This is a genomic window from Pseudomonas sp. PKS, from assembly GCF_051913525.1.
Lineage (GTDB): Bacteria > Pseudomonadota > Gammaproteobacteria > Pseudomonadales > Pseudomonadaceae > Aquipseudomonas > Aquipseudomonas guariconensis_D.
In genome coordinates, this window is sequence record NZ_JBEGDO010000021.1 from 1 (window position 1) to 16241 (window position 16241).

12 protein-coding genes and 4 tRNA genes are annotated in these 16241 nt (G+C 57.9%); all 16 read left to right on the plus strand.

Going from position 1 to position 16241, the window contains the following annotated elements; all coding sequences use genetic code 11:
• Nucleotides 1-173 precede the first annotated feature (173 nt).
• Nucleotides 174-1133, plus strand: coding sequence for a bifunctional biotin--[acetyl-CoA-carboxylase] ligase/biotin operon repressor BirA (birA, locus tag ABOA88_RS18705; RefSeq protein ID WP_196170821.1), 960 nt, complete (start codon nt 174-176; stop codon nt 1131-1133).
• Nucleotides 1123-1872, plus strand: a complete 750-nt coding sequence (locus tag ABOA88_RS18710) for a pantothenate kinase (protein WP_196170822.1) — start codon at nt 1123-1125, stop codon at nt 1870-1872. Before birA ends, ABOA88_RS18710 begins: the two co-directional genes overlap by 11 nt.
• 7 nt (nt 1873-1879) lie before the next feature.
• Entirely contained in the window at nt 1880-2305 is a 426-nt protein-coding gene (locus tag ABOA88_RS18715; protein WP_196170823.1) for a hypothetical protein, read from the plus strand.
• Nucleotides 2306-2449: 144 nt separating this feature from the next.
• Nucleotides 2450-2534: transfer RNA gene (locus ABOA88_RS18720), tRNA-Tyr, on the plus strand.
• 23 nt (nt 2535-2557) lie between these two features.
• Nucleotides 2558-2631 (plus strand) — tRNA-Gly (locus tag ABOA88_RS18725).
• Nucleotides 2632-2659: 28 nt separating this feature from the next.
• Nucleotides 2660-2735, plus strand: a tRNA-Thr gene (locus ABOA88_RS18730).
• 80 nt (nt 2736-2815) lie between these two features.
• Nucleotides 2816-4009: an elongation factor Tu gene (gene tuf, locus ABOA88_RS18735; protein WP_099593972.1), complete on the plus strand. Its 1194-nt coding sequence runs from the start codon at nt 2816-2818 to the stop codon at nt 4007-4009.
• Nucleotides 4010-4064: 55 nt separating this feature from the next.
• Nucleotides 4065-4140, plus strand: a tRNA-Trp gene (locus tag ABOA88_RS18740).
• 43 nt (nt 4141-4183) lie between these two features.
• Nucleotides 4184-4552 (plus strand): preprotein translocase subunit SecE, encoded by a 369-nt coding sequence (gene secE, locus ABOA88_RS18745; RefSeq protein WP_196170824.1) that lies wholly within the window; start codon nt 4184-4186, stop codon nt 4550-4552.
• Nucleotides 4553-4561: 9 nt separating this feature from the next.
• Nucleotides 4562-5095, plus strand: a complete 534-nt coding sequence (nusG, locus tag ABOA88_RS18750) for a transcription termination/antitermination protein NusG (RefSeq protein ID WP_011531880.1) — start codon at nt 4562-4564, stop codon at nt 5093-5095.
• Between the two features lie 119 nt (nt 5096-5214).
• A complete protein-coding gene (gene rplK, locus ABOA88_RS18755; RefSeq protein ID WP_084859380.1) occupies nt 5215-5646 on the plus strand; it encodes a 50S ribosomal protein L11 in 432 nt (143 codons plus the stop codon).
• Nucleotides 5646-6341 carry a 50S ribosomal protein L1 gene (gene rplA / locus ABOA88_RS18760; RefSeq protein ID WP_043215354.1) on the plus strand — a complete coding sequence of 232 codons (696 nt, stop codon included), beginning with the start codon at nt 5646-5648 and terminating at the stop codon, nt 6339-6341. The genes rplK and rplA overlap by 1 nt, the downstream gene beginning before the upstream one ends.
• A 200-nt stretch (nt 6342-6541) precedes the next feature.
• Complete coding sequence (gene rplJ / locus ABOA88_RS18765; protein ID WP_043215352.1) at nt 6542-7042, plus strand: 50S ribosomal protein L10; 501 nt, start codon at nt 6542-6544, stop codon at nt 7040-7042.
• A gap of 80 nt (nt 7043-7122) precedes the next feature.
• A complete protein-coding gene (gene rplL / locus ABOA88_RS18770; protein WP_043215349.1) occupies nt 7123-7494 on the plus strand; it encodes a 50S ribosomal protein L7/L12 in 372 nt (123 codons plus the stop codon).
• Nucleotides 7495-7713: 219 nt separating this feature from the next.
• Complete coding sequence (gene rpoB / locus ABOA88_RS18775; RefSeq protein WP_196170825.1) at nt 7714-11787, plus strand: DNA-directed RNA polymerase subunit beta; 4074 nt, start codon at nt 7714-7716, stop codon at nt 11785-11787.
• A 64-nt stretch (nt 11788-11851) separates the two neighbouring features.
• Nucleotides 11852-16051 carry a DNA-directed RNA polymerase subunit beta' gene (gene rpoC, locus ABOA88_RS18780; RefSeq protein ID WP_043215343.1) on the plus strand — a complete coding sequence of 1400 codons (4200 nt, stop codon included), beginning with the start codon at nt 11852-11854 and terminating at the stop codon, nt 16049-16051.
• Nucleotides 16052-16241: the final 190 nt, after the last annotated feature.

The following is a 16241-nucleotide window of genomic DNA, read 5'->3' on the forward strand; positions in this document are numbered from 1 at the left end:
CAAGATTCATTTCGCAAAACCCCTATCTGCGCGAGCAGGTAGGGGTTTTGTCTTTTCTGGTTCGACCTTTTTCTCCCCGTGTTGCTTCAGTACTGCCTTTCTGTGGGCCCTTTTCCTATGCAAGCCCCCGGGCCGTGGCTATCATGCCAGCCTAATTCCTAGTCGAGACTGGCATGCTGAAGTTGTTGAATCTCCTCAAGGATGGCCGGTTCCATTCCGGGCAGGCCCTGGGGGAAGCAATGGGGGTGAGTCGCAGCGCCGTGTGGAAGCAGCTGCAGCACCTGGAAAGCGAATTGAACCTTGTCATTCACAAGGTGCGAGGTCGTGGCTATCAATTGGCCGTACCGCTGACCTTGCTCGAGTCTGAGGTTATCCATGAGCACGCCCGGTGCGAACACTGGCCGCTTTGGATTCACGAGACAATCGATTCCACCAATGCCGAAGCCCTGCGTCTTATTTCTGGGGGCGAGTCCGCGCCTTTTCTTGTATTGGCGGAGCAACAGACTGCTGGCCGTGGCCGACGCGGGCGCCAATGGGTGAGTCCGTTCGCTGAAAATCTCTATTACAGCCTAGTGCTGCGGGTCGAGGGCGGCATGCGTCAGCTTGAAGGGCTGAGCCTGGTCGTGGGTTTGGCGGTCATGCGCACCTTGCAGGCGTTCGGTTTGAATAGTGTCGGTTTGAAATGGCCGAATGATGTGCTTGTGGGGGAGCGGAAAATTGCGGGCATCCTGCTGGAGTTGGTGGGCGACCCTGCAGATGTGTGTCATGTAGTGCTGGGTATCGGTATCAATGTGAACATGCAGAGCAATGACCGGGTCGATCAGCAGTGGACTTCGATGAAGCGTGAGGTGGGCGCGTCAATCGACCGCAACTACCTAGTCGCGCAACTCAACCAGCAACTGCAGCATGAGTTGGCCCGTCATCGTCGTTACGGGTTTGCGGCGTTCCAGGAGGAGTGGGAGCAGGCAAGCCTGTGGCAGGGGCGCACGGCGTCCCTGATTGCGGGAAGTAACCGGATCGATGGTGTGGTGCTAGGGGTTGACGGGCAGGGCGCCTTGCGCCTCGAGGTCGACGGTGTGGAGAAGAGCTTTAGTGCTGGAGAGCTCAGTTTGAGGTTGCGTGATGATTCTTGAGCTCGACTGCGGAAATAGTTTCATCAAGTGGCGTGTAATTCATGTCGGCGATGCGACCATTGTGGGTGGGGGCATAGTCGACTCTGATCAGGCTCTGCTGGCCGAAGTGTCGGCGTTGCCTTCCGTGCGCCTTAGTGGCGGCCGGATGGTGAGTGTGCGCAGCGAAGAAGAAACCGAAGCGCTTTGCCTACAGTTGACGAAACATTTCGGTGTCCGGGTGCGAGTTGCTCACCCTGCCCGGGAGATGGCCGGTGTGCGTAACGGATACGACGACTATCAGCGCCTGGGCATGGATCGCTGGTTGGCGGCACTGGGTGCATACCATCTGGCAAAAGGGGCGTGCTTGGTGATTGACCTGGGTACAGCAGCCAAGGCGGACTTCGTCGCTGCGGACGGTCAGCATCTGGGCGGTTACATTTGTCCGGGGATGCCATTGATGCGTAGCCAGTTGCGCACTCATACCCGTCGGATCCGTTACGACGATGCTTCGGCTGAGCGAGCTTTGGTCAGTCTCGTGCCGGGGCGCTCCACCGTGGAAGCTGTCGAGCGCGGGTGTGTGTTGATGTTGCAGGGTTTTGCGCGCACGCAGATCGAGCAGGCGCAGGTGTTATGGGGTGAGTCATTCACGGCGTTCCTTACTGGCGGGGATGCGCCTCTGGTGAGAGATGCCGTTCCTCAGGTTCGGGTGGTGCCCGATCTGGTCTTTGTCGGCCTGGCCATTGCCTGTCCACTTGGTTGAGGTGCCTATGCGTTGGTTGTTTCTGCTGTTGGTGGTGCTCAATGTTGCCTATTACGTCTGGCACCAACAGGAGGCGCCTCTGAAGGCCAAGGAGGTTGCTCCTCTTTCCTTGTACAAAGGTAGTCAGCAAGAAATTCGCCTATTGCGTGAAACAGGTGCTTCTGCGCCGGCCAAGCGCCGCGATGAGTGCCTGGTCGTCGGTGGAGTTCAGACTCAAGAGCAGTTGGACGCGTTGCGTCAGCGCCTGGTAAGCCTGGATATTTCGACAGCGGAGGTGCCTGGTCAGTTACCGGGTGCCGATGGGCGCTGGCTAAAAGTTTCGGCAGAAAGCGAGCGTTTGCTGGACTCTGCGGTACTCTCAAGTCTTTCCAAGGATTTCAAAGACTTAAAACACAAAATTATTTTGTGCGAGGGTATTGCAACTGCTGAATAGCTTGATAGAATGGCGCCCGCTTCGCAGGGAACACCACTGAGGTGGTCGAACCGGAAGCTGTTGTCAAAGTAGCTAACCTCAAGATTTTAATGAGAAAAAGCTTGACAGCAGGACGGCAAGAGTTGAAAATGCCGCCCACACTCAGGAGGGGTTCCCGAGTGGCCAAAGGGATCAGACTGTAAATCTGACGTCTTCGACTTCGAAGGTTCGAATCCTTCCCCCTCCACCAGTTTAGCGAGAGCTGCAAGCTCCGCGGGTATAGTTTAGTGGTAGAACCTCAGCCTTCCAAGCTGATGATGCGGGTTCGATTCCCGCTACCCGCTCCAAGTTTGCTGTTTTTGCGCAAGGTGTTACGCTCTTGTAGCTCAGTTGGTAGAGCACACCCTTGGTAAGGGTGAGGTCAGCGGTTCAAGTCCGCTCAAGAGCTCCATATAAACAAGGCAGATATGAAAATATCTGCCTTTGTTTTATCAGTTGTAGTGACTATTTCTTCTGCGGAGGACTGTATCGATGGCTAAGGAAAAGTTTGATCGTTCCCTTCCCCACGTTAACGTCGGCACCATCGGCCACGTTGACCACGGTAAGACCACTCTGACCGCAGCTCTGACTCGCGTCTGCTCCGAAGTTTTCGGTTCGGCCGTCGTTGAGTTCGACAAGATCGACTCGGCTCCAGAAGAAAAAGCGCGCGGTATCACCATCAACACCGCTCACGTCGAGTACAACTCGAACATTCGTCACTACGCTCACGTTGACTGCCCAGGTCACGCTGACTACGTGAAGAACATGATCACCGGTGCTGCCCAGATGGACGGCGCGATCCTGGTTTGCTCGGCCGCCGATGGTCCGATGCCACAAACCCGTGAGCACATCCTGCTGTCCCGTCAGGTTGGCGTTCCTTACATCGTGGTCTTCCTGAACAAGGCTGACCTGGTAGACGACGCTGAGCTGCTGGAACTGGTCGAGATGGAAGTTCGCGACCTGCTGTCCACCTACGACTTCCCAGGCGACGACACTCCGATCATCATCGGTTCGGCTCGTATGGCTCTGGAAGGCAAAGACGACAACGAAATGGGTACCAGCGCTGTCAAGAAGCTGGTTGAAACTCTGGATGCCTACATTCCTGAGCCAGTTCGTGCCGTTGACCAGCCGTTCCTGATGCCGATCGAAGACGTCTTCTCGATCTCGGGTCGTGGTACCGTTGTTACCGGTCGTATCGAGCGTGGTATCGTCCGCGTTCAGGACGCCCTGGAAATCGTTGGTCTGCGTCCAACCACCACCACCACCTGCACCGGCGTTGAGATGTTCCGCAAGCTGCTGGACGAAGGTCGTGCTGGCGAGAACTGCGGCGTCCTGCTGCGCGGCACCAAGCGTGACGAAGTTGAGCGTGGCCAGGTTCTGGTCAAGCCGGGTTCGGTCAAGCCGCACACCAAGTTCACCGCAGAAGTCTACGTTCTGTCCAAGGAAGAAGGCGGTCGTCACACTCCGTTCTTCAAAGGCTACCGTCCTCAGTTCTACTTCCGTACCACTGACGTGACCGGTAACTGCGAACTGCCGGAAGGCGTTGAAATGGTAATGCCAGGTGACAACATTCAGATGACTGTCACCCTGATCAAGACCATCGCAATGGAAGACGGTCTGCGCTTCGCTATCCGTGAAGGCGGTCGTACCGTCGGCGCCGGCGTCGTAGCAAAAATTATTGAATAAGTAGTTGATTTCTCATGATCAGGTCGGCATAATGGCCGGCCTGATACAGCGTTAAAGGTCAGTAGCTCAATTGGCAGAGCGACGGTCTCCAAAACCGTAGGTTGGGGGTTCGATTCCCTCCTGACCTGCCATTCACTTCGGTGTGATGGCTTTCTTCTCACAGGATCCTCCTCGATGACTCCCAAAACTGAAGCCCAAGAATCGCGTTTTGATCTGTTCAAGTGGCTGGCTGTTGTTGTATTGGTAGTCGTTGGTGTTGTGGGTAATCAATATTACTCCGCGGCTCCAATCCTGTATCGCGTCCTTGCACTTCTTGCCCTGGCTGCTGTTGCAGGCTTTGCTGCCTTGCAGACTGCGAAGGGTAAGGCGTTCTTTGCGCTGGCGAAGGAAGCACGTACCGAGATTCGTAAAGTCGTGTGGCCGACCCGCCAGGAAACCACTCAGACCACGCTCATTGTCGTGGTTGTTGTGTTGGTTATGGCGTTGCTGCTGTGGGGGCTCGATTCCCTGCTCGGCTGGGCGGTCTCCTTGATTGTTGGCTAAGGGTGTCCCGTGGCTAAGCGTTGGTACGTCGTGCATGCTTACTCGGGTTACGAGAAGCATGTGATGCGCTCTCTGATTGAGCGCGTCAAGCTGGCTGGCATGGAAGACGAATTCGGCGAGATCTTGGTCCCGACCGAAGAAGTCGTAGAAATGCGCAATGGCCAGAAGCGCAAGAGCGAGCGCAAATTCTTCCCTGGCTATGTGCTGGTCCAGATGGAAATGAACGAAGGTACTTGGCACCTCGTCAAGGATACTCCTCGTGTCATGGGTTTCATTGGTGGTACCGCAGACAAGCCTGCGCCGATCACAGATAAAGAAGCTGAAGCTATCCTGCGTCGCGTTGCCGATGGTAGTGATAAGCCTAAGCCCAAGACTCTGTTCGAGCCGGGTGAAGTGGTTCGAGTCATTGATGGTCCGTTTGCTGACTTCAATGGCAGTGTCGAAGAGGTTAACTACGAGAAGAGCAGGCTGCAGGTTGCAGTGCTCATTTTCGGTCGCTCTACTCCGGTGGAGCTCGAGTTCAGCCAGGTCGAGAAGGTCTAGGCGAACGACGCATCCCATACCCCGCAGCCCTATGTGCTGCGGGGTTTTGTCGTCACTGGGATAAAACGCAAGTCATACGGGGAGCCATCTGGCGTTCGTACCCGATTTTGGAGTAGCTCATGGCTAAGAAGATTCAGGCTTACATCAAGCTGCAAGTTAAGGCCGGCCAGGCCAACCCAAGCCCACCCGTTGGTCCAGCACTGGGTCAACACGGTGTTAACATCATGGAATTCTGCAAGGCCTTCAACGCCCGTACTCAGGGTCAAGAGCCAGGTCTGCCGACTCCAGTGATCATCACTGTCTACAGCGACCGTAGCTTCACCTTCGAAACCAAGAGCACCCCTGCCTCGGTTCTGCTGAAGAAAGCTGCTGGCCTGGCCAGTGGTTCGGCTCGCCCGAACACCGTCAAGGTTGGTACCGTTACCCGTGCTCAGCTGGAAGAGATCGCCAAGACCAAGCAGGCTGATCTGACTGCCGCTGACCTGGATGCAGCTGTGCGCACCATCGCCGGCTCTGCCCGCAGCATGGGCCTGAACGTGGAGGGTGTGTAATGGCTAAGCTGACTAAGCGCCAAAAGGCTATCGCTGAGAAAATCGAAGCAGGCAAGGCCTACAACTTCGAAGAGGCCGCAACTCTGCTGGCTTCGCTGCCGGCGGCCAAGTTCGTCGAGTCTTACGACATCGCCGTCAACCTCGGTGTTGATCCGCGTAAATCCGACCAGGTCGTTCGCAGCGCTACCGTGCTGCCGCATGGCACTGGCAAGACCGTTCGCGTTGCCGTCTTCACCCAGGGTCCAGCTGCTGAAGCTGCTCTGGCTGCCGGCGCTGACCGCGTAGGTATGGACGATCTGGCTGCCGAAATGAAAGGCGGCGATCTGAACTATGACGTCGTCATCGCATCGCCTGATGCCATGCGCGTTGTGGGTCAGCTGGGTCAGGTCCTGGGTCCTCGCGGCCTGATGCCAAACCCGAAAGTGGGTACTGTAACTCCAGACGTCGCCGGTGCCGTCAAGAACGCCAAGGCTGGTCAGGTTCGCTACCGTACCGACAAGAACGGTATCATTCATACCTCCGTTGGCAAGGTCGGCTTCGAAGCTGGCAAGCTGAAGGAAAACGTTGAAGCCCTGATCGCCGATCTGAAGCGTATCAAGCCGGCTTCCTCGAAAGGTATCTACGTCAAGCGCGTTACCCTGAGCACCACCATGGGCCCAGGTCTGATCATCGATCAGAGCTCGCTGAACGTGTAATGCTCGGCCGGTGCGGCCCTGTCCGCACCGGCTGCTTAAAATTGGGGTCCCTGCCTGGCGGGGGCTATCCAAGACCGTAGGCGGCGCAAGCCTTAAACCACAAGCCTACGCAGATGGTGCTCCCGATTCGTTACCGAATCAGACACCAAAACGACATCTGGCCTCGGCTGGATGAAACGGTAGAAACCAGGAGTAAACCCGTGGCAATTAAACTCGAAGACAAGAAGGCCATCGTCGCTGAAGTCAACGAGGCTGCCAAAGTCGCTCTGTCCGCTGTCGTGGCTGATGCCCGTGGTGTGACTGTAGGCGCAATGACCGGACTCCGTAAAGAGGCCCGCGAAGCTGGCGTTTACGTACGTGTCGTACGTAACACCCTGCTCAAGCGCGCTGTTGAAGGCACCGAGTACTCGATCCTCAACGACGCGTTCAAAGGCCCGACCCTGATCGCTTTCTCCAACGAACATCCGGGCGCTGCTGCTCGTCTGTTCAAGGAGTTCGCCAAGGGTCAGGACAAGTTCGAGATCAAGGCAGCTGCGTTCGACGGCAAGTTCCTTGCCGCTAACCAGATCGACGTGCTGGCAACCCTGCCAACTCGCGACGAGGCTATCGCACAGCTGATGAGCGTAATCCAAGGTGCAACCAGCAAGCTGGCTCGTACCCTGGCTGCTCTGCGCGACCAGAAAGAAGCCGCTGCTGCCTAAGGCCGCGTAGCTTTTTTCGAAATCAAACGTTTAATTTGATGGCCGCGTAGGCTGTCACCCCAATACAGGAATTCATAGTCATGTCTCTGACTAACGAGCAAATCATCGAAGCGATCGGCCAGAAAACTGTTCTGGAAATTGTTGAACTGATCAAGGCGATGGAAGAAACCTTCGGCGTTACCGCTGCTGCCGCCGTTGCTGCTGCCCCTGCTGGTGGCGCTGCTGCCGCTGCTGAAGAGCAGACCGAGTTCAACGTCGTTCTGGCCGAAGCTGGCGACAAGAAGGTCAACGTGATCAAGGCAGTTCGTGAACTGACCGGTCTGGGCCTGAAAGAAGCCAAAGAGAAAGTAGACGGCGCTCCTGCTGTCATCGCTGAAGGCGTTTCGAAAGAAGCCGCTGAAGACGCGAAGAAGAAGCTGGAAGAAGCAGGCGCTAAAGTCGAGCTGAAGTAATTTCGACTTTGCGACTCCAGCCCAAGCGTTGAGCGAAAGGCTGACGGCTGGTGGCTTATGCCACCGGCCTTTTTCCGTTATTGGTGGCCGATCAAGTCGGCCCCGATAACGAGCTGTAAAACACCCAAGAGGGTGTGCAAACCATGGGGTTTGCAGATTTTCTGGCTGCTTCCGCTCGGGAGGAGCCAAACAAGCAGGTGACCAAGCTGGGGAACGCTGATGGCTTACTCATACACTGAGAAAAAACGTATCCGCAAGGACTTTAGCAAGTTGCCGGACGTCATGGATGTGCCTTACCTCCTGGCCATCCAGCTGGATTCGTATCGCGAATTCCTGCAGGCGGGAGCATCCAAGGATCAGTTCCGCGACGTCGGCCTGCACGCGGCCTTCAAATCGGTATTCCCGATCATCAGCTACTCCGGCAATGCTGCCCTGGAGTACGTCGGCTATCGCCTGGGCGAGCCGGCCTTCGATGTGAAGGAATGTGTCCTGCGCGGTGTGACATTCGCTGTTCCGCTGCGTGTGAAGGTGCGCCTGATCATCTTCGACAAGGAATCGTCGAACAAAGCGATCAAGGACATCAAAGAGCAAGAAGTCTACATGGGTGAAATCCCCCTGATGACTGAGAACGGTACCTTCGTTATCAACGGTACCGAGCGTGTAATCGTTTCCCAGCTGCACCGTTCGCCAGGTGTGTTCTTCGACCACGACCGTGGCAAGACCCACAGCTCCGGCAAACTGCTTTACTCCGCCCGTATCATTCCTTACCGCGGCTCCTGGCTGGACTTCGAGTTCGATCCGAAGGACTGCGTGTTCGTTCGTATCGACCGCCGTCGCAAGCTGCCGGCCTCGGTACTGCTGCGCGCGTTGGGTTACAGCACCGAAGAAATCCTCAACACCTTCTATACCACCAACGTGTTCCACGTTTCCGGCGAAAAACTCAGCCTGGAACTGGTGCCTCAGCGTCTGCGTGGTGAAGTCGCGGTCATGGATATCCATGACGGCAGCGGAAAGATCATCGTTGAGCAAGGCCGTCGTATCACCGCGCGCCACATCAACCAGCTCGAAAAAGCCGGCGTCAAGCAGCTGGACGTTCCAATGGAATACGTCCTGGGTCGCACCACTGCCAAGGCCATCGTGCATCCGGCCACCGGCGAGATCCTGGCCGAATGCAACACCGAGCTGACCACCGAGCTGCTGATCAAGGTCGCCAAGGCTCAGGTTGTACGCATCGAGACCCTGTACACCAACGACATCGACTGCGGTCCGTTCATCTCGGATACCCTGAAGATCGACACCACCAGCAACCAGCTGGAAGCTCTGGTGGAAATCTACCGCATGATGCGTCCAGGCGAGCCGCCAACCAAGGATGCCGCCGAGACCCTGTTCAACAACCTGTTCTTCAGCGCCGAGCGTTACGATCTGTCCGCTGTTGGCCGCATGAAGTTCAACCGTCGTATCGGTCGCACCGAGATCGAAGGTTCGGGCGTGCTGAGCAAGGAAGATATCGTCGATGTCCTGAAGACCTTGGTCGATATTCGTAACGGCAAAGGCATCGTCGACGACATCGACCACCTGGGTAACCGTCGTGTCCGCTGCGTCGGCGAGATGGCCGAGAACCAGTTCCGTGTCGGCCTGGTGCGCGTCGAGCGCGCGGTCAAGGAACGTCTGTCGATGGCCGAAAGCGAAGGCTTGATGCCGCAGGACCTGATCAACGCCAAGCCAGTCGCGGCGGCGGTGAAGGAGTTCTTCGGTTCCAGCCAGCTCTCGCAGTTCATGGACCAGAACAACCCACTCTCCGAGATCACCCACAAGCGCCGTGTCTCTGCGCTCGGCCCGGGTGGTCTGACCCGTGAGCGTGCAGGCTTCGAAGTCCGTGACGTACACCCGACCCACTACGGCCGTGTGTGCCCGATCGAGACCCCAGAAGGTCCGAACATCGGTCTGATCAACTCCCTGGCTGCATACGCCCGCACCAACCAGTACGGCTTCCTGGAAAGCCCGTACCGCGTGGTGAAAGAAGGTGTGGTCACCGACGACATCGTGTTCCTGTCCGCCATCGAAGAGGCCGATCACGTGATCGCCCAGGCTTCCGCTGCGATGAACGACCAGAAACAACTGATCGATGAGCTGGTTGCCGTACGTCACCTGAACGAATTCACCGTCAAGGCGCCGGAAGACGTCACCCTGATGGACGTTTCGCCGAAGCAGGTTGTTTCTGTCGCTGCCTCGCTGATCCCGTTCCTCGAGCACGACGACGCCAACCGTGCATTGATGGGTTCGAACATGCAGCGTCAGGCTGTTCCGACTCTGCGTGCCGACAAGCCGCTGGTAGGTACCGGCATGGAGCGCAACGTCGCTCGTGACTCCGGCGTCTGCGTCGTTGCTCGTCGTGGTGGTGTGATCGACTCGGTCGATGCCAGCCGTATCGTCGTGCGTGTAGCCGATGACGAAGTCGAAACCGGCGAAGCAGGTGTGGATATCTACAACCTGACCAAGTACACCCGTTCGAACCAGAACACCTGCATCAACCAGCGTCCGCTGGTGAGCAAAGGTGATGTGGTCGCGCGTGGTGACATCATGGCCGACGGCCCATCCACCGACATGGGTGAGTTGGCGCTGGGTCAGAACATGCGCATCGCGTTCATGGCGTGGAACGGCTTCAACTTCGAAGACTCCATCTGCCTGTCCGAGCGTGTGGTTCAGGAAGACCGCTTCACCACTATCCACATCCAGGAACTGACCTGTGTGGCGCGTGACACCAAGCTTGGCCCAGAGGAAATCACCGCGGACATCCCGAACGTGGGTGAGGCTGCGCTGAACAAGCTGGACGAAGCCGGTATCGTCTACGTGGGTGCCGAAGTCGGCGCTGGCGACATTCTGGTCGGTAAGGTCACTCCGAAAGGCGAGACTCAGCTGACTCCAGAGGAAAAACTGCTGCGTGCGATCTTCGGTGAGAAGGCCAGTGACGTAAAAGACACCTCCCTGCGCGTGCCGACCGGCACCAAGGGTACTGTCATCGACGTCCAGGTCTTCACCCGTGATGGCGTTGAGCGCGACAGCCGCGCCCTGGCCATCGAGAAGATGCAGCTGGACGAGATCCGCAAGGACCTCAACGAAGAGTTCCGTATCGTCGAAGGCGCGACTTTCGAGCGTCTGCGTGCGGCTCTGAACGGCCAAGTGGTCGACGGTGGCGCGGGCCTGAAGAAAGGCACCGTGATCACTGACGACGTACTGAACGGTCTGGAGCACGGTCAGTGGTTCAAGCTGCGCATGGCCGAAGATGCTCTGAACGAGCAGTTGGAAAAGGCTCAGCAGTACATCGTCGATCGCCGTCGTCTGCTGGACGACAAGTTCGAAGACAAGAAGCGCAAGCTGCAGCAGGGCGATGACCTGGCACCGGGCGTGCTGAAGATCGTCAAGGTCTACCTGGCTATCCGTCGTCGCATCCAACCGGGCGACAAGATGGCAGGCCGTCACGGTAACAAAGGTGTGGTCTCCGTGATCATGCCGGTCGAAGACATGCCGCACGACGCCAACGGTACTCCGGTCGACGTCGTTCTGAACCCGCTGGGCGTACCTTCGCGTATGAACGTCGGTCAGATCCTTGAAACCCACCTGGGCCTTGCGGCCAAGGGCTTGGGCGAGAAGATCGATCGCATGATCGAAGAGCAGCGCAAAGCCGCTGAGCTGCGCAGCTTCCTGACCGAGGTCTACAACGAGATCGGTGGTCGTCAGGAAAACCTGGATGAGTTCTCGGACGAAGAGATCATCGCGCTGGCCAACAACCTGAAGAAAGGCGTGCCGATGGCTACCCCGGTCTTCGACGGTGCCAAGGAGCGTGAGATCAAGGCCATGCTGAAGCTGGCCGACATGCCTGAGAGCGGCCAGATGGTCCTGTTCGATGGCCGTACCGGCAACAAGTTCGAGCGTCCTGTGACTGTCGGTTACATGTACATGCTCAAGCTGAACCACTTGGTGGACGACAAGATGCACGCGCGTTCCACTGGTTCGTACAGCCTGGTTACCCAGCAGCCGCTGGGTGGTAAGGCGCAGTTCGGTGGTCAGCGTTTCGGGGAGATGGAAGTGTGGGCGCTGGAAGCATACGGCGCGGCATACACCCTGCAAGAAATGCTCACAGTGAAGTCGGACGACGTGAACGGCCGTACCAAGATGTACAAGAACATCGTGGATGGCGATCACCGTATGGAGCCGGGCATGCCCGAGTCCTTCAACGTGTTGATCAAAGAGATCCGTTCGCTCGGTATCGATATCGATCTGGAAACCGAATAACACGTGACGCGAAGGGGAGCGGGGCAGGTACTGCCCGCTTCCTGCTCCGCCAGGAGGAAAGGCCTTGAAAGACCTACTGAATTTGCTGAAAAACCAGGGTCAAGTCGAAGAGTTCGACGCCATCCGCATCGGTCTGGCGTCGCCTGAAATGATCCGTTCGTGGTCGTTCGGTGAAGTTAAGAAGCCGGAAACCATCAACTACCGTACGTTCAAGCCTGAGCGTGACGGTCTGTTCTGCGCCAAGATTTTTGGCCCAGTCAAGGACTACGAGTGCCTGTGTGGCAAGTACAAGCGCCTTAAGCACCGCGGCGTCATCTGCGAGAAGTGCGGCGTTGAAGTTGCTCTGGCCAAGGTTCGTCGTGAGCGCATGGCGCACATCGAGCTGGCCTCGCCGGTTGCCCACATCTGGTTCCTGAAGTCGCTGCCGTCCCGTATCGGCCTGCTGATGGACATGACCCTGCGTGACATCGAGCGCGTGCTCTACTTCGAGAGCTACGTCGTTATCGATCCGGGCATGACCACCCTCGAGAAGGGTCAGCTGCTCAACGACGAACAGTACTTCGAAGCGCTGGAAGAGTTCGGTGACGACTTCGACGCCCGCATGGGTGCCGAGGCCGTTCGCGAGCTGCTGCACGCTATCGACCTGGAGCACGAGATCGGTCGCCTGCGCGAAGAGATTCCGCAGACCAACTCGGAAACCAAGATCAAGAAGCTGTCCAAGCGCCTGAAGCTGATGGAGGCTTTCCAGGGCTCGGGCAACCTGCCTGAGTGGATGGTCCTGACCGTTCTGCCGGTTCTGCCGCCGGACCTGCGTCCGCTGGTTCCGCTGGATGGCGGTCGCTTCGCGACTTCCGACTTGAACGACCTGTACCGCCGGGTGATCAACCGTAACAACCGTCTGAAGCGCCTGCTCGATCTGTCGGCGCCGGACATCATCGTGCGCAACGAAAAGCGCATGCTGCAGGAAGCGGTCGACGCCCTGCTGGACAACGGCCGCCGCGGTCGCGCCATCACTGGCTCGAACAAGCGTCCGCTGAAGTCCCTGGCTGACATGATCAAAGGTAAGCAAGGTCGCTTCCGTCAGAACCTGCTCGGTAAGCGCGTGGACTACTCCGGTCGTTCCGTAATTACCGTAGGCCCGACCCTGCGCCTGCACCAGTGCGGTCTGCCGAAGAAGATGGCCCTGGAGCTGTTCAAGCCGTTCATTTTCGGCAAGCTGGAAATGCGTGGTCTGGCGACCACCATCAAGGCTGCCAAGAAGATGGTCGAGCGCGAGCTGCCGGAGGTTTGGGACGTCCTCGCCGAGGTGATCCGCGAACACCCCGTTCTGCTCAACCGTGCACCGACCCTTCACCGTCTGGGGATCCAGGCGTTCGAGCCGGTGCTGATCGAAGGTAAGGCTATTCAGCTGCACCCGCTGGTGTGTGCTGCGTACAACGCCGACTTCGACGGTGACCAGATGGCCGTTCACGTGCCGCTGACGCTGGAAGCCCAGCTGGAAGCGCGCGCGCTGATGATGTCGACCAACAACATCCTGTCGCCTGCCAACGGTGAGCCGATCATCGTGCCGTCCCAGGACGTGGTTCTGGGTCTGTACTACATGACCCGTGAAGCCATCAACGCCAAGGGCGAAGGTCGTGTGTTTGCCGACCTGCAGGAAGTCGACCGCGTATTCCGCGCCGGCGAAGCTGCGCTGCACGCCAAGATCAAGGTCCGTATCAATGAGACCGTGAAAGAGCGTGACGGCAGCATCGTCAAGAACACCCGTATCGTCGACACTACCGTCGGCCGTGCGCTGCTGTTCCAGGTAGTCCCAGCCGGCCTGCCGTTCGACGTCGTGAACCAGTCGATGAAGAAGAAGGCGATCTCCAAGCTGATCAACCAGTGCTATCGCGTGGTGGGTCTGAAGGAAACCGTCATCTTTGCCGACCAGCTGATGTACACCGGCTTTGCCTACTCGACCATTTCCGGCGTTTCGATCGGCGTTAACGACTTTGTTATCCCGGATGAGAAGGCGCGCATCATCGGTACTGCTACCGATGAAGTGAAGGAAATCGAGAGCCAGTACGCCTCCGGCCTGGTAACCCAGGGCGAGAAGTACAACAAGGTCATCGACTTGTGGTCCAAGGCGAACGACGAAGTGTCCAAGGCGATGATGGCCAACCTCTCGAAAGAGAAGGTCATCGATCGTGATGGCAACGAAGTCGAGCAAGAGTCCTTCAACTCGATGTACATGATGGCTGACTCCGGTGCGCGGGGTTCCGCTGCCCAGATCCGTCAGCTGGCCGGTATGCGTGGTCTGATGGCCAAGCCGGACGGCTCCATCATCGAGACGCCGATCACTGCGAACTTCCGTGAAGGTCTGAGCGTACTGCAGTACTTCATCTCGACCCACGGTGCTCGTAAGGGTCTGGCGGATACCGCACTGAAGACTGCGAACTCCGGTTACCTGACCCGTCGTCTGGTTGACGTGGCGCAGGATCTGGTCGTGACCGAGATCGACTGCGGCACTGATCAGGGTCTGCTGATGACCCCGCACATCGAAGGCGGTGACGTTGTAGAGCCGCTGGGTGAGCGTGTACTGGGTCGTGTCATCGCCCGTGACGTGTTCAAGCCTGGCACCGAGGACGTCATCGTTCCTGCCGGTACCCTGGTCGACGAGAAGTGGGTCGAGTTCATCGAGCTGAACAGCATCGACGAAGTGGTCGTGCGTTCCCCGATCAGCTGCGAAACCCGCTACGGTATTTGCGCCAAGTGCTACGGTCGTGACCTGGCTCGTGGTCACCAGGTGAACATCGGTGAAGCTGTCGGCGTTATCGCTGCGCAGTCGATCGGTGAGCCGGGTACCCAGCTGACCATGCGTACGTTCCACATCGGTGGTGCTGCAAGCCGGACCTCGGCTGCCGACAGCGTCCAGGTGAAGAACGGCGGTATGGTTCGTCTGCATAACCTCAAGCAGGTCGAGCGTGCCGATGGCAACCTCGTTGCCGTTTCGCGTTCCGGCGAGCTGGCCATTGCCGACGAATTCGGTCGTGAGCGTGAGCGCTACAAGCTGCCTTACGGTGCGGTGATTTCGGTCAAGGAAGGTGAAAAGGTCGAAGCTGGCGCCATCGTCGCCAAGTGGGACCCGCACACCCACCCGATCGTGACCGAACTCAAGGGTACCGTGACCTTCGTGGGCATGGAGGAAGGCATCACCATCAAGCGTCAGACCGACGAACTGACCGGTCTGACCAACATCGAAGTGATGGACGTCAAGGATCGCCCTGCCGCAGGCAAGGAAATCCGTCCAGCGATCAAGATGGTCGACGCTGCTGGCAAGGACCTGTATCTGCCGGGTACCGACGTACCTGCCCAGTACTTCCTGCCGGCCAACGCCCTCGTAGGTGTGGCTGACGGTGCACAGATCGGTGTAGGTGACGTTATCGCGCGTATTCCGCAAGAAACGTCCAAGACCCGTGACATCACCGGTGGTCTGCCGCGCGTTGCCGACCTGTTCGAAGCGCGCCGTCCGAAAGAAGCCTCGATCTTGGCTGAAGTCAGCGGCACCATCGCGTTCGGTAAGGAAACCAAGGGCAAGCGTCGCCTGGTCATCACGCCGACCGATGGCAGCGAGCCGTACGAAGAGCTGATTCCGAAGTGGCGCCACCTGAACGTCTTCGAAGGCGAACAGGTAAACCGCGGCGAAGTTATCTCCGACGGTCCGAGCGATCCGCACGACATCCTGCGTCTGCTGGGTGTAAGCGCGCTGGCCAAGTACATCGTCAACGAGATTCAGGATGTTTACCGCCTGCAGGGCGTGAAGATCAACGACAAGCACATCGAGACCATCCTGCGTCAGATGCTGCGTAAAGTTGAGATCACCGAATCCGGCGACTCCAGCTTCATCAAGGGCGACCAGATGGAACTGACTCAGGTGCTGGTCGAGAACGAGCGTCTCGCCGCCGAAGATAAGTTCGTCTCGAAGTTCTCGCGTGTACTGCTGGGTATCACCAAGGCCTCGCTGTCGACCGAGTCGTTCATTTCCGCGGCTTCCTTCCAGGAAACCACGCGCGTTCTGACCGAAGCGGCCGTCACTGGCAAGCGTGACTACCTGCGCGGTCTGAAAGAGAACGTGGTCGTGGGTCGTCTGATCCCGGCAGGTACCGGTCTGGCCTACCACAGCGAGCGCAAGCGCCGCCGTGATGCCGACAAGCCGCTGCGTGTAAGTGCCAGTGAGGTGGAAGCCGCACTGACCGAAGCGCTGAACTCCAGCGGTAACTAAGAACAGGGCTGGGCCCCGGTTCATCCTCCACGTCATTGGCGACATGAATTGTTGCCGATGACCGGGCGAGGAGGGCCGGGGCCTCGTCTTGACTGGGTGCAAGATCCTCTTTAGACTTTTGTACCCTTAAATTTGGTGAGGCTCCGTCTCGCCAATTTTTGGCTTTCTTGCAAGACAATAGCGTCGCAAG

Coding starts and splice junctions, on each gene's coding strand:
- rplL (WP_043215349.1), top strand. CDS start 7,123: ATGTCTCTGACTAACGAGCAAATCATCGAAGCGATCGGCCAGAAAACT.
- rpoB (WP_196170825.1), top strand. CDS start 7,714: ATGGCTTACTCATACACTGAGAAAAAACGTATCCGCAAGGACTTTAGC.
- secE (WP_196170824.1), top strand. CDS start 4,184: ATGACTCCCAAAACTGAAGCCCAAGAATCGCGTTTTGATCTGTTCAAG.
- rplA (WP_043215354.1), top strand. CDS start 5,646: ATGGCTAAGCTGACTAAGCGCCAAAAGGCTATCGCTGAGAAAATCGAA.
- ABOA88_RS18710 (WP_196170822.1), top strand. CDS start 1,123: ATGATTCTTGAGCTCGACTGCGGAAATAGTTTCATCAAGTGGCGTGTA.
- tuf (WP_099593972.1), top strand. CDS start 2,816: ATGGCTAAGGAAAAGTTTGATCGTTCCCTTCCCCACGTTAACGTCGGC.
- birA (WP_196170821.1), top strand. CDS start 174: ATGCTGAAGTTGTTGAATCTCCTCAAGGATGGCCGGTTCCATTCCGGG.
- rplK (WP_084859380.1), top strand. CDS start 5,215: ATGGCTAAGAAGATTCAGGCTTACATCAAGCTGCAAGTTAAGGCCGGC.
- ABOA88_RS18715 (WP_196170823.1), top strand. CDS start 1,880: ATGCGTTGGTTGTTTCTGCTGTTGGTGGTGCTCAATGTTGCCTATTAC.